Below are 14,035 nucleotides of genomic sequence, written 5' to 3'. Positions count from 1 at the left end.
AACCGTCGACGAGGACGCATTCAAGATGTTGGAGTTGGCCCTATGAATTCGCTCGGCGTCATGCTCGAAGAGGCGCGCCAGTCCTGGCGCGGATTGTTGCGGCGCCCCGGATACTTTGTCCTCGCGGTCCTGACGCTGGCGCTGGGTGTCGCCACGGTCACCATCGCGTTCTCGCTGCTCCACCAGGCGCTGCTGAAGCCGTTGCCGTTCCCGAAGCCTGACCGGCTGGTCACGCTCGGCATCATCGTCGAGCAGGACCAGAACATCGCCGCGCCGCGGTACTACCCGCTGCTCAAGGCGATGCGAAGCGTGGAGTCGGCCGGAATCCTGATGGGCTGGACGACCAACACGAACATCGCCTTCGGCGACCAGGCCGAGGTGGTGACGGCGCTGCGGGCCGATAGAGGCTTCGTCGAGACCCTGGGGCTGCCCCCCGCGCTCGGGCGCAACTTCAACACCGACGAGGATCGGCCCAACGGGCCGGAGGCGGTCATCCTCGGTCACGAATTCTGGCGCACCCGCCTCGGCGCGGATGCGTCGGTCGTGGGGCGGAGTCTGCAGATCGAGGGCCGGGCCGTTCAGGTCGTCGGCGTGCTCCCCGAGGCGTTCCGTTGGCCGGAGCGCTTCGACCTCATCATGTCGCTCCAGCCGGACCCGGTGAGCCGCGACCTCTCCACGAACCAGATCGTCGTGGCGAGGCTCAAGCCGGACGCCACGGTCGAGGGCGCGGCCGCGGAGACGCGCGTCGTGCTGAGCGCCATGCTGGCGGACAGCGGGGGCGCGACGGAGCGTCAGCAGGAGTATCTGCGGAAGAACCCGCCGTCGGCGCTGCCGCTCGGGACGAGCGTGTTCGCGCGCCGCTCCGGCGACACGCTCTGGCTGTTCCTGGGGGCGGCCGCGTGCGTGCTGGTGATCGCGGCCATCAACCTCGCCAGCCTGATGCTGCTGCGCGCCCTGGCGCGAACCCACGACGGCGCGGTGCGCGCCGCGCTGGGGGCCACCCTGTGGCGCCTGGGCTTGCCGGCGTTGGCGGAGGGCGCGCTGGTGGGGTTGGTGGGCGCCGTCGCCGGCCTGGGCCTCGCGTGGGTGGGCCTGCGGCTCCTGGGTGGGCTGGTGCCTTCCGAGTGGCTGCGCGGCGAGGCCGTCGCGCTGGATGGCGCCAGCCTGGCGTTCGCGCTCGCGGCGGGGCTGGCGACGGCGGTGATGGCGGCGACGCTGGGCGTCCTCCGGAGCCATCACGTCGATCTGGCGCGCGAGCTGAGCGGTGGCGGCCGTGGCGGCTTGAGCCGCCAGAGCGGCCGTCTGGGGCGCGTGCTGGTGGTCGCGCAGATCGCGGTGGCCGTGGTGCTGCTGCTGGGCGCGGCGCTGTTCATGCGCAGCCTGCAGGAGCTCGAGTCCGTGCCGATGGGCTTTCAGAGCCGCTCGGTCACCACGTTCACCCTGGCGCCGGTGAAGGAGCGGTACGTCGAGGCAGGCGATGCCATCGAGCAGACCCGCCGCATCCTCGAGCGGCTGCGGGCCTTCCCCGGGGTCGAGAACGTCGGCGCTTCGACCAACCTGCCGACGGGCTCCCAGCTCAACTACAGCATGGTGCTCCCCGACCAGCGCACCATCACCGGACAATACCGGCTCATCAGCCCAGGCTTCCTGGAGACCTTCAGCATCCCCGTGCTCGCCGGGCGCGGCTTCGACGACCGCGACGACGCGGGGAGCGAGCGGGTGTGTCTGGTCAGCGCCGGCTTCGCCCGCGCCTACCTGGACGGGGAGCCGCTGGGGAAGACGGTGACGCTCCCCATGGACGAAGGGCCGAACATCGCGATGCGGGTGATTGGCGTGGTCGGTGACATGCGCCAGTTCGGTCCCGGCGAGCCGATGCCGCCGACGCTCTACGCGCCCCTGGCGCAGATTCCACCGCCCATCTGGGCACTGCTGCGCGAGTTCGGACCCCTCAGCTATGGGGTCAGGTTGCGCTCCACGACGGTGGGGATGAACGAGCGGGAGCTGCGCAGCGCCATCCTGGAGGTCGCGCCCCTGCAGCCAATCTCCAACCTCCAGCCCATGGAGACCATCGTCGCGTCGACCACGAGCGCGCAGCGGCTGAATCTGTTGCTGGTGGGGCTGTTCGCCGGACTGGCCCTCTTGCTGGCGTCGGTCGGGTTGTACGCGGTGATGGCGGTGGCGGTCGCGTCGCGCCGGCACGAGTTCGGCGTGCGCGCCGCGCTGGGGGCGCCTCAGTCGCGAATTTTGCGGGACGTGCTCCGCGAGGCGGGCTGGCAGATCGGCTTGGGGCTGGTGATCGGCCTCGCGCTCGCGATGGCCTTCTCACGCCTCGTGCAGAGCTTCCTCTTCGGCATCAGCGTGGCCGATCCGCTGGCGGTCGTGGCGGTGCTGGCGGTGCTCGCCCTGGCTGGCCTCGCCGCCAGCCTGGTGCCGGCGGTTCGCGCGGCGCGAGTCGACCCGATACAGGCGCTGCGGAGCGAGTAGCCGTTTGGTTGACGGTGGGCGTGCCCGAGCCAGGCCAGAGGAAGGTGGTCCTGTCAGGGGGCGCGAGGCCCTGTGAGAGAAGGGCGGGGCGTGGCGGTTCTGAGGCGCCCCCTCAGAACCGGCTCATGCCGCCGGTCCGTGGCGTGTACACGTTCGCGCTCACGGACCGGACGTCCACGTCCACACCAATCAGGCTCTCCGCGTGGCCCAGGAAGAAGTACCCCGTGGGCGGGAGCCGTTGCAGCATCCCGCGAATCACCCGGCCGCGGGCCTCCGCGCCGAAGTAGATGAGGACGTTCCGGCAGAAGATCAGGTCGAACGGCCCCGCGGGCCACTCACCTGGCGCGTTCAGGTTGACGCGGCCGAAGCGCATGATGGAGCGCAGCTCCGGCCCCGCCTTCATCAACCCCTCCTGGGTCCGCACACCCTTGAGCATGAACGCCCGCAGCAGGGGCTGCGGAATCGTGGCCGCCCGCTCCAGGCTCCACAGGCCCTCCTGCGTCCGCTCCAGGGCCCACGTGGACAGGTCCGTTGCCAGCACCTCCAGGCTCCAGCCCGAGCCCGGCGGGAACGCGTCCAGCAGGCTCATGGCGATGGAGTAGGGCTCTTCCCCCGTGGAGCACGCCGCGCTCCAGACGCGGAGGTGCTTCGACCTCCGCCCCGCGTTGGCCTGCGCCATCCACTCCGGGAAGACGCGCTCGCGCAGCAGCTCGAAGTGCTGGGGCTCGCGGAAGAACGACGTCTCGTGGGTGCAGAGACTGTCAATCATCCGCACCTTCTCCGCCTCATGCCCCTTCTCTGTGACGTACGCGTAGTACGCACCGAACGACGTCAGCCCCAACTCCCGGAGCCGGCGCGCCAGCCGGTTCGCCACCAGCGCGTCCTTGGCAGGAGACAGGTGGATCCCCACCTCCCGCTCCACCAGCGCCTGGAAGAGGGACAGCTCCCGTGCCGTCAACACGGGCGGCGTGGTGGGCAGAAGGCCGGTCATCACCCGTCAGCCGTTTCCAGCCGCCTCATCCGGGGCGCTCTCCGTGGCGACTTCCACGGCGGGCACCACGTCGGCTTCAGCCGCCGGAGCCTCTTCGGCCGTGGCCGACATCAAGCTCAGCAGCTCGGACACGGACAGCAGCCGGTCCAGGTCCAACAGCATGATGAACTTGTCATCGTGCCGCCCCATGCCGAGCAGGAAGTCCAGCCGCACACGGGTGCCAAAGGCAGGGGGCACCTCGATGTCCTCCGGCCCCAGCTCCAACACCTCGCTCACGGCGTCCGTCAGCAGGCCAATCGCGGTCTGCTGCCCGTCGAGCGTCACCTCGACGATGACGAAACACGTCCACCGGGTGATGGGCCGCGGCGGCAGCCCGAACTTCACCGCCAGGTCCACCACGGGCACCACGCTGCCGCGCAGGTTGATGACGCCCTGCACGGCGGCGGGCATGCCCGGCACCCGGGTGATGGGCCGGTGCTCGATGATCTCCCGCACCCGCAGGATGCCGACGCCGTACTCCTCACCCGCGAGCATGAAGCTCAGGTAGTTGGACCGGGCGGCTTTGTCGATGGAGTTGCTGTTGAGCATGGACGTCTCCGCCTAGAACCGCTGGAAGTCCTGGTTCGAGCTCGGCGCCGGCGCCGCGGGCAGGTGCCCCTGCGCCGCGGCGTACAGCGAGCTCGCCGGTGACAGGGGCGCACGCGGCGCGGGGGCCTTGGGGAGCATCGGCGTGTTGCGCGGCACGTACCCGTTGCCATCCGCCAGCCGGAAGAAGGTCATGATCTGCAGCAGCGACTCGGCCTGCGTCGCCATCTCCTCGGCCGTGGAGGACAGCTCCTCCGCCGCGGACGCGTTGCGCTGGGTGACCTGGTCCACCTGCACCATGGCGCGGCTCATCTGCGACACGCCAATGGCCTGCTCCTTCGACACCGTCGTCACCTGCTGCACCAGCTCCGCCGTGCGCCGGATGGCCGGCACCAGCTCCGTCAAGAGCTGCCCGCTGCGCTCCGCCACGCGCACGCTGGAGGTCGCCATCGCGCCAATCTCCTTCGCGGACTTCTGGCTGCGCTCGGCCAGCTTGCGCACCTCGGTGGCGACGACCGAGAAGCCCCGGCCATGCTCTCCGGCCCGGGCGGCCTCCACCGCGGCGTTCAGCGCCAGCAGGTTCGTCTGGTAGGCAATCTCCTCCACGATGGAGATGCGCTCCGCGATGGCGTTCATCGCGTCCACCGTCTCCCTCACCGCGCGGCCGCTCTCCTCGGCGTCCCGGGCGCCCTTGAGCGCCATCTGCTCCATCTGCCGGCTGTTCTCCGCGTTCTGGGTGATGGTGACGTTGAGCTGCTCCAGGCTCGCGGTGGTCTCCTCCACCGACGCCGCCTGCGTGCTGGTGCCCTGGGACAGGCCCTGCGAGGCGGCGGCCACCTGGGTGGACGCGGAGGACAGCGAGCCCGCCGCGCCGCGCACCTCGCTGATGACCCCCGACAGCCGGTGAATCATCTCCCGCATGCCCGTCATCATCTGCCCCGTCTCGTCCTTGCCGCGGACGGAGATGGTCGCGGTCAGGTCGCCGCCCGTGACCTGCTCGGTCACCTGAACGGCCTCCCCCAGCGGCCGGACGATGCTGCGCGTGAGGAAGTAGGACAGCAGCCCCGCGAGCATCACGCCCATGGCCCCGCCGAAGACGAGGGTGTCGTACAGCAGCTCCACCAGCTTGTTGACCTCATCCGTGCGCTTCGTCTGGAGCGAGGTCTCCTCGTTCGCGACTTCGTTGAAGAGCGTGCGCAGCCGGTCGGCGAACTCCTTGCCGCGCGCCCCTTTCTCCACGTCGAAGAGGGCGTTCAAGTCCGCCCGGCCGGCCTTGACTTCACGACGCTGGCTGATGGTGGTTTCGAGGTGCTGGCTCAGCCACTGCTGGAGCAGGTCTCGGATTTCCTGAAGCCGCTCCTGCTGCTGCGGGCTGTCCGTGGTCAGCTCCCGGATGCGATTGAGGTTCTGCGCGAAGCTGACGCGCGCGGACGTGTAGGGCTCCAGGAAGCGCTCGTCGCCGGTGATGAGGAAGCCCCGCTGGCCCGTCTCCAGGTCGGCGAGGTCGCCTTCCAGCGTCCGGATGGCCAGGAGCACCTCGGTGCTCTGCTTGTTGCCCAGGTCCGCCGTCGCGGTGCGGTTCAGCGTCGTATACGTGGCCATCACGATGGCGATGAGGATGGCCACCATGGTGGTGAACGCCAGCAACAGCTCGCGGGTGATGCTCAGGTTGTCGAACATGCTCACGGCTCCAGACTGCGCAATGGCTACGACCGGGCGGCGGCGCTGTCAGGCGCGGACTCGGTCCGGAGGTCAGAGGGGACTTCGTTGGCCCGGCGGATGGCCCGTCGGACCAGCGTCGGGGTGTCGAGGATGAGGCCCACGCGGCCATCTCCCAGGATGGTGGACCCGGAGATGCCGGGCGCGTCCTGGAACAGCCGGCCCAGCGGGCGGATGACGCGCTGGCCATCCCCGTGCAACTGGTCCACCGCCAGGCCCACGACGCCGTCCGGATGCCGCAGCACGACCACGTTCTCCCGGGCCGGCGCGCTCCCTCCCACCCCGAAGAGGGTGCGCAGCCGCAGGTAGGGCAGCGGCTGTCCCCGCAAGGACAGCATCCCGGCTTCGTCGTCGCGGCGCTGCTCCGCCGGCAACTCCAGACACTCCTGCACCAACTCGATGGGGACCACGTACGCCTGGTCCCCCACGCCCATGGCGAAGCCCTGGATGACCGCGAGCGTGAGCGGCAGGCGCAGCGTCATCGTGGTGCCCTGGCCCTCCTGGCTCCGCACGGCCACCGTGCCGCGCAGGGCCTCCACGTCGCGCCGGACCACGTCCATGCCCACGCCGCGCCCGGACAGCTCCGTCACCGTCCTGGCGGTGGAGAAGCCGGGCTCGAAGATGAGGCGGTCCACCTCCTCGTCGCGCAGCCGCTCCGGCGCGGACACCAGGCCCCGCTCCCGCGCGCGCTCCTTCACCCGGTCGCGCTGGATGCCTCGCCCGTCATCCGACAGCTCCACGACGACGCCGCCCGCGTCATGAAAGGCCCGCAGGCGGAGGTGCCCACAGGCGTCCTTGTCCGCGGCCTGACGCTCCGCGGGGGATTCGATGCCGTGGTCCAAGGCGTTGCGCAGCAGATGGAGCAGCGGGTCGCGCAGGGCGTCCAGCACGGCCGTGTCCATCGTCACGTCCTCGCCCTCCAGCTCCAGCAGGGCCAGCTTGCCCTGGGCCCTGGCGAGGTCTCTCACCGTGCGCAGGTGCTGCCGGAACAGCGGCCCCACGGGCACCATGCGCACCCGCATCACCTCTTCCTGGAGCTCCTGGAAGAGGGGGTCCATCTCCCGTTGCTGGGTGAGGGCTTCGTCCCAGCTCGCGCCGGAAGACCCGGCCTCCATGAGGAACTGCGTCATCCGGCCTCGCGCGATGGACAGCTCAGCGGTGAGGGTGACGATGCGATCCAACCGTTCGACATCCATCCGCAGCGAGCGTCCTCGAGACGCCGCGCGCGTCTCCATTCGAAGAGACCCGTCCTCGAAAGGAACGGCCACCGGCGCTGGTGACGCCGCGCCCTTGGACTGGCCCGTGGCGCCGCCGTCCCGCATCCGGCCGAGCTGTTCCTGGTGCGCGGGGGCCAGTTGGTCCACGCCCGCCAGCGCCGCGCGCGTCAGCTCGCGCAGGTGGTCCACCGCGCCCAGGAGCAGGGAGATCCAGGGCTCACCCACGCCGAGCCGCTGGTCGAGCAGCGCCTGGATCAGGTCCTCGGCGCCGTGCACGTAGTCCGTCAGCGATTGGAAGCCCAGCGAGCTCGCGCTGCCCTTGAGGTTGTGGGCGAGCCGGAGGAGCGTGCGCAGACGTTCCTCGTCGGGACGCGCCTCCAGGGCGATGAGCGTCTCCTCCATCGAGGAGAGCAGCTCCTCCGCCTCGTCGGCGAAGACGGCCAGGACCTGTTGCCACTCCGCGCCCAGTCCGGGCGGCGGCCCCCCTGGCTCGTGCTCATGGCACCCGCACCTGGGGACGCACACACGTCTCCCGGAGAAGGTGCCCCGGGCCGGGGGCATCCACGAAACAGCGAATCATGTCGGAGGTCATGCAGGGATGCGTCGTGCGGCAGGAGGACGGGTCGTGCCCACGACGCTCCGGGAGGCGGTGCCTGCTCCCGCCTGGCCGGACCAACCCGCGCGTGGGGAGTGTCACATACCGGACACGACCCTGGCGCGGGCTGATAAAAATATCAATGTGTCAAACCAATCCCTGCCAACCCGGTGGAGTGTGGAATTGAGCAGGCATTGAGGGGTGTTTGAGACCTCCGCTGGGGTCTCCTGGACCCAACAATGCCAGACACGCTCACCTGCGCGGGAAGTGCGGGAACACGTCGTCCTGGAGGACCTGGCGCAGCTTCGGGAAGTTGAGCGCCCACCTCACACCCAGGCGCCACGGCGCGAAGAGCAGCGAGGGCGCGCGGGGGAGCAGCGTCTGGGGCCACTCCAGGTACGCCTGTTCAATGGTGTCCATGTCGAGGTCCCGCGTCACGTCCACGGCGTAGGGGGCCACATCGCCCGGGGGGCGGCCCTCCAGGAGGTCCGGCAGGCCCGGGGGCAGGAAGGTGGTGTGCAGCGTCATGCCCACGTCGAAGTTGGGGCTGCCCAGCCGGCAGATGGGGCCCCTGGCGAGGTCCTCGGAGTCGAAGATCCAGACCTCGTCGCCGGTGGAGTTGGCGGGCAGGGCCGGCGTCGGGTCCGACACGACGAGCGCCACCACGTAGCCCTTCCAGTGCGGCACCTGGGGGAAGCGCGCGCTGGGGACGAACTGGGGCGCGAAGCCGAACCAGCCGGTGGGCAGCACGTAGCCCTGGAAGCGGCCGGAGTCGACGAAGAACTTGAAGAAGCTCGCCGCGCGCCCGTCGCGGATGGGCAGCGCGGACTTGTCTCCGACGACGGGCTTGTAGAGCTGGTAGAGCGCCTCCGGGACCATGTCCGCGGTGAAGCCGTCCGAGTTGAGGTAGAGCGCCAGCTCCTCCCGGGGCACCGGGCCGTTCACGACGTGCCCCTGGAGCCGCAGGTGCGCCTCCAGCTCGCCGTTCACCAGGCCCGTGTTGGAGAAGACCGTCAGCCCCCAGGTGAAGTCGTCATGGGCATACATGTTGGACTGGATGCGCAGCCGCTTCATGTCGATGCGGTGCACGCCCACGGAGCTGCGGGTGACGGGCACCGCGGTGGGCATGCCGGCCTGCCAGTCCTGCACGCGGTTGCCGTTGATGAGCAGCTCGCCCGGCTGCAGCGTATGGGACAGGTCCTCGGTGGGTGAGTGGGCCGCGACCAGGGTGATGACGTCGTCGGGGTTGTCGTGGATGGCGGCGAAGTGCAGCCCGCCGCCACCGGCCTGGAAGCGGTGCGCGGAGACGACCGGCGGGTTCACCGGGTCCAGCGTCCCCGGCGACGTCGTGAGGTCCGCCCGGCGCACCACCCAGAACACCGCTTGCGGCGCGGCGGGGGACGCCGTCAGCCACTCCACCGCGCGCTGCACCCGCGGCAGGAAGGGCACCGCCGCCTGCGCGGCGATCTGCCAGAAGTTGATGGGGAAGTTGGCGTCCAGCAGCACCACGTAGTCCCGCGTGGCCGCGATTTGATGCAGCGACGACGCCACCACCGGCTCGCCGGTGGCCGCGTCCATCAGCTTCCAATGGTGCAGCCGGTTCTCTTCCGTGTCCCAGCTCACGAGCTGCGTGTAGCCGGGCCCCAGCGGCCACTTGGGCGCGTGGTTGGTGAAGAAGAGGCGGGGCCGCGGGTCCTCCGTCCGCCGCTCCAGGCGCTCGGGGGGATCGAAGGCCGGGTGCGCGGTGCTCTGCAGCAGCGGGAAGAGCCAGGGCGTGGGGAGGGCGCGGTTCCACTCGCGCAGGTAGCCCAGCGGCGTGTACGCCTTCAGCGTCCTGGGGTGGATGGCCCAGGGGCGGCCCGCGTCCGTCGTCACCAGCAGCATCCGCTCGCCTTCGACGAGGAAGGGCGCCGTGTTGGGCGTCTCCACCGGGCCCAGCGTGAGGGACACGTCCGCCAGCGTCGTCTCGCGGAAGCGGTTGAGCAGGCGCGTCAGCGGGCCTCGCGCCGTCGCGCCCGCGTCCACCTGCTGGCGCGTGTAATACGACGGCGTGCGCATGGTGGCGGACGTGAACTTCGCGCCGCCCACGTTGAAGTCCAGGCGCATCACCAGCCCGTCCGAGGCCAGCGCCGGAGAGCCCGCGTGCACGCTGGGGCCCGCGACGTAGACATGACCTTGCAGGTCCTCCGGCAGCGTGCCCGCGAGCACCTGCAGCGGTTCGTCCACGTACTCCACCGGGCTGGTGGTCATCGCGTTGCGCGGCATGCCGGGCCGGAGGCCTGGGGGGACGTGCAGCCCGGGGAGCGCATGCCCGTCGGGCTCACGCGAGACGGGCGGGGGCGCTTCAGGCGCCGCGGGGGTGGGGCGCTTCAGGATGGCTTCAGTGTCAGGCATGACGCCTCCGGGGGTTGGGTGAGTGCACGCCGTGTCGGGGTGGGGGCGGGGACCGTAGCACGCGCGGGGGGACGGGCCTGTCGCGGCCGGGTGGCTGGCTGCCGTGGAGGAGGGCGGCCCGCGGTACCGTGAGACGCGCCGGTGTGAGACACTTCGTGTCTTCCATGGTCGAAGACTCCAACTCCGAGCGACACGTCATTGGCGACCGCTATGTCCTGGAGCGGCGGCTGGCCAGCGGTGGCATGGGCACCATCTGGGTGGCCTTGGATCCGAAGCTCCAGCGCCGCGTGGTCCTCAAGCTGATGGCGTCCCACTGCGCGCCCGCGCCGCTGGCGCGTCAGCAGTTCGAATGGGAGGCGCAGGCGATCGCGCGGCTCCAGAACCCACACGTCATCCAGGTCCACGACTGTGACTTGTCCGGGGCCACGCCCTACATCGTCATGGAGTGGCTGGTGGGCGAGGACCTCGAGGCCCTGCTGAACCGCCGGGGCCGGCTGTCCCTGGCCATGGTGGAGCGGCTGGTGACGCAGGCGGCCCGGGCGCTCACGGCCGCCCACGCCGCGGGCGTCATCCACCGGGACTTGAAGCCGGCGAACCTCTTCCTCGCGCGCACGGAGCACGGCGAGCAGGTGAAGGTGCTGGACTTCGGCCTGGCGCTGCTGATGTCGGGCGGCGCGGCCCGGCCGCACCCCGAGGAGGAGCTGGCCGGGACGCCCCGGTACATGAGCCCCGAGCAGCTCCGGGGGCTGGAGCCTCGCCTGGACCACCGCTGTGACTTGTGGGCCCTGGCCGTGGTGGCGTACCGCGCGCTGACGGGCCAGCACCCGTTCCCCCTGGAGTCGCTGCGGCAGATGCGCCTGGGCAACGCGCCGCCGCCGCCCGCGGCGCCGTCCAGCCTGTCCCCGGAGCTGGGCGCGGAGGTGGATGCCTTCTTCACGCGCGCCCTGGACGTGGACCCCGCGCGCCGCTTCCAGTCCGCGCATGAGCTGTCCTCGGCCCTCACCCAGGCGGTGGAGGCGGGCCGGCCGTCACGCCCCGCGAAGGTCCTGGTGGTGGATGACGAGCCGGACGTCGTGGTGCTGATGGAGCAGAGCTTCCGCAAGCAGATCCGCCGCAACGTCTACCAGTTCCTCTTCGCCGCGGATGGCGAGGAGGCGCTGGAGGAGCTGCGCCAGCATCCCGACATCGAGGTCGTGCTCTGCGACATCAACATGCCGCGCATGGATGGGCTGACCTTCCTGTCCCGCGTGGGGGAGATCAGCGCGCTGACCCGGGTGGTCATCGTCTCCGCCTATGGCGACATGAACAACATCCGCACGGCGATGAACCGCGGCGCCTTCGACTTCATCACCAAGCCCATCGACTTCACGGACCTGGAGGCCACGCTCGTCAAGACGCTGAAGCACGTGCGCGAGCTGCGCCGCACCGTGCGCTACACGGAGGAGAACGGCCTGCTGCGCATGTTCGTGCCGGGCGCGGTGCTGGAGCGGCTGCCGCCGCTGCTCCAGGGCTCGGAGGCCATGGCGGGCGAGTGGGTGGACGGCACGGTGGTGTTCATCGACGTGGATGCCTTCACGCCGGTGCTCCACCAGGCGTCGCCGCCGGAGTCGCTGCGCCGGCTCAACGCCAACTTCGAGGCCATTGTCCCGGAGCTGCTGGCGCGGGGCGGGACGGTGGACAAGTTCGTGGGGGACGCGGTGATGGCCGTGTTCCGGGGGCCGGGCCACGTGTCGCTGGCCCTGGAGGCGTGTCACGCCATCCGCCGGCAGTTGGACGCGCTGGCGGCGCGCGGCGGCGACAGCGCCCCGTACGCGCATGGCGTCTGTATCGGCATGGACTCGGGCGACCTGGTGGCCGGCAGCGTGGGGGCCAAGGCCTCCGGCCGCCTGGACTTCACGGTGCTGGGGGACGTGGTGAACACCGCGGCGCGGCTGGCCGCGCGGGCGGGGCGCGGGCAGGTGCTGGTCAGCGGCAGGGCCCAGTCGCGCGCGGAGTCACGCTTCCGCCTGGCACCCGTGGAGGCGGGCCTCTTCGAGCTGACGGGAGGCGAGGGCCACGGCCCGGCAGGCCCGGAGGACGCGACGGCCTTCCTCGCGCCGGACAAGGCACCCAGGAGCCCTGGGACCCCACAGGGCTGAGGAGCCGGCGTTGGCGGCCGCGTGACAGCGGTCATCACCGGCCGGGGCGGGCTGCCGCGACGGCCTGCCAGGTGTCCGAGGTGGTCGTCCGGGGCCTCCACCCGGGGCCCGCGCCCGCGCCGCTCCCGGAAGCGCGGGAGCGGGGGGCAGGGGATTCTGCTCAGGCCTGGGTGACGCGCACCGTGGTCTTCATCTCGCGGCCCGACGCCGGGTCGCGGGCGCGCATGGTGAGGATGCCTTCCACGTTCACGTCGAAGGTGATCTCCACCTGCGCGGAGCCGGCGCGGCCGGGCTGGATGCCGGAGAAGGTGAACTCGCCCAGCATGTCATTGCGCGCCACCAGCTCGTGGTCGCCCTGGAAGATGCGCACGGCGAGCTCGGTCTGGTTGTCCATGCTGGTGGTGGCCAGCAGGGCCTTGGCGTTGGGGATGGCCGCGTTGCGCGGGAAGACGACGTGGAACGCGCCGCCCGCCTTCTCCAGGCCAATGGCCATGGGGATCACGTCCAGGAGCTGGATGCGCAGGTTGGTGTCGTCCTGCAGCGAGTGCGCGTAGAGCGCGGCGCCAATGGCCACCGCCTCGTCCGGGTGCACGCCCTTGCTGGGCGGCTTGCCGAAGAACTTGGTGAGCCGGTCCTGGACGATGGGCATGCGCGTCTGGCCGCCCACGAGCATGACCTCGTCCACGTCCTTGGTGGACAGCCCGGAGTCCACCAGCACGCGCGCCACCATCTGCAGGGTGCGGTCCACGAGCTGGTTGGTGAGCTGCTCCAGCATCCGCCGGGTGAACTTCATCTCGATGTTCAGGGGCTGGCCCTGGGACGTCATCGTGATGAAGGGGATGTTGAAGGGGACCTCTTCACGCGCGGACAGGTCGATCTTGGTGCGCTCGGCCAGGTCCTTGATGCGCTGCATGGCCACCGGGTCCGTGGCCAGGTCGATGCCCGTCTTCGCCGCGAAGTCCTTGAGGACGTGGTGGATGATGGCGTTGTCGAAGTCGATGCCGCCGAGGAACACGTCACCGCCGGTGGCCTTCACCTCGAAGACGCGGTCGCGAATCTCGATGATGGAGACGTCGAAGGTGCCGCCGCCCAGGTCGTAGATGACGACCTTCTCCTTCAGGCCCTTGCCCACGCCGTAGGCCAGCGCGGCCGCGGTGGGCTCGTTGATGATGCGCACCACCTCCAGGTCGATGAGCTTGCCCGCGTCCTTCACCGACTGGCGCTGCCGGTCGTTGAAGTAGGCCGGCACCGTCACCACCGCCCGCTTGATGGGCATCTTCAGGTAGTTGGAGGCGACCTCGCGAATCTTGCCCAGGATCTTGGCGCTGATCTCCTGGAGGGAGAACTCCTTCTTCCCCACGTCCAGGGTGACGTCGCTCTGCTTGCCGGGGCGCATGTTGTACGCCACGACCTTCTTCATCGTGTCGACGACGTCGCTGCCGAAGCCACGGCCCACCAGCCGCTTGGAGCCGTAGACGGTGTTGCGCGGGTTGAGCTGCCACTGGCGCTTGGCCTCGTAGCCGATGAGTTCGTTCCCCTTGTCGTCGATCGCGAAGATCGAGGGGATGGTGTACTCGCCGCCCTTGTAGGGGATGAGCTTGACGTTCCCGCTGTCCTCGACGATCGCCGCGCACGAGTTGGTCGTGCCGAGGTCGATGCCGATGATGGGCTCCTTGTGCATCTTGCTTGGACTCCGGGTGGGTAGGCCGCAGAGGAAGAAAAAGACCGTAGCGCACCCGCGCGTCCCGCGCGAGTTCACACACCGCGACCTTCGCCGCTCCCCGGGAATGCCGGGCGGGGTTCCCTGCTTCCCCAGGAGGGGGCCGTGGCGCTCCCAGCGGCCGCCCGGTGGCCAGGAGCGCGTGCCCCAGCCGACAATGGCATCCGGGGTGCTGGACATTGGTGGCCCGGG

Annotated in this window: 8 protein-coding genes; 2 read left to right on the top strand and 6 right to left on the bottom strand. The window is 70.4% G+C overall.

What is annotated here, in order from left to right:
* Positions 1-42: 42 nt before the first annotated feature.
* The gene (locus MYMAC_RS20000) at positions 43-2,484 is read left to right on the top strand and encodes an ADOP family duplicated permease (protein WP_157757518.1); all 2,442 of its coding nucleotides are present in this window, start codon (positions 43-45) and stop codon (positions 2,482-2,484) included.
* A 112-nt stretch (positions 2,485-2,596) separates the two neighbouring features.
* On the opposite strand, the gene MYMAC_RS19995 is transcribed toward MYMAC_RS20000, so the two are convergent.
* The 5 genes from MYMAC_RS19995 to MYMAC_RS19975 all read right to left on the bottom strand — a co-directional run bounded on the left by MYMAC_RS19995 (position 2,597) and on the right by MYMAC_RS19975 (position 9,985).
* The gene (locus MYMAC_RS19995) at positions 2,597-3,475 is read right to left on the bottom strand and encodes a CheR family methyltransferase (RefSeq protein WP_095959233.1); all 879 of its coding nucleotides are present in this window, start codon (positions 3,473-3,475) and stop codon (positions 2,597-2,599) included.
* Between the two features lie 6 nt (positions 3,476-3,481).
* The gene (locus MYMAC_RS19990; RefSeq protein ID WP_095959232.1) at positions 3,482-4,063 is read right to left on the bottom strand and encodes a chemotaxis protein CheW; all 582 of its coding nucleotides are present in this window, start codon (positions 4,061-4,063) and stop codon (positions 3,482-3,484) included.
* Between the two features lie 12 nt (positions 4,064-4,075).
* Positions 4,076-5,740: a methyl-accepting chemotaxis protein gene (locus MYMAC_RS19985; RefSeq protein ID WP_095959231.1), complete on the bottom strand. Its 1,665-nt coding sequence runs from the start codon at positions 5,738-5,740 to the stop codon at positions 4,076-4,078.
* Positions 5,741-5,766: 26 nt separating this feature from the next.
* Positions 5,767-7,557 (bottom strand): chemotaxis protein CheA, encoded by a 1,791-nt coding sequence (locus MYMAC_RS19980; RefSeq protein WP_239988904.1) that lies wholly within the window; start codon positions 7,555-7,557, stop codon positions 5,767-5,769.
* A gap of 286 nt (positions 7,558-7,843) precedes the next feature.
* The gene (locus tag MYMAC_RS19975) at positions 7,844-9,985 is read right to left on the bottom strand and encodes a carotenoid oxygenase family protein (RefSeq protein ID WP_095959230.1); all 2,142 of its coding nucleotides are present in this window, start codon (positions 9,983-9,985) and stop codon (positions 7,844-7,846) included.
* A 164-nt stretch (positions 9,986-10,149) separates the two neighbouring features.
* Here MYMAC_RS19975 and MYMAC_RS19970 point away from each other — a divergent pair, with 164 nt between their 5' ends.
* Positions 10,150-12,123: a protein kinase domain-containing protein gene (locus MYMAC_RS19970; protein WP_239988903.1), complete on the top strand. Its 1,974-nt coding sequence runs from the start codon at positions 10,150-10,152 to the stop codon at positions 12,121-12,123.
* A 160-nt stretch (positions 12,124-12,283) separates the two neighbouring features.
* On the opposite strand, the gene MYMAC_RS19965 is transcribed toward MYMAC_RS19970, so the two are convergent.
* Positions 12,284-13,804 carry an Hsp70 family protein gene (locus MYMAC_RS19965; protein ID WP_013940657.1) on the bottom strand — a complete coding sequence of 507 codons (1,521 nt, stop codon included), beginning with the start codon at positions 13,802-13,804 and terminating at the stop codon, positions 12,284-12,286.
* Positions 13,805-14,035 lie beyond the last annotated feature (231 nt).

The sequence above is a fragment of the Corallococcus macrosporus DSM 14697 genome (assembly GCF_002305895.1).
Lineage (GTDB): Bacteria > Myxococcota > Myxococcia > Myxococcales > Myxococcaceae > Myxococcus > Myxococcus macrosporus.
Note: the sequence above shows the minus strand (reverse complement) of the source record. Positions and strands in the feature narration are given on the sequence as shown.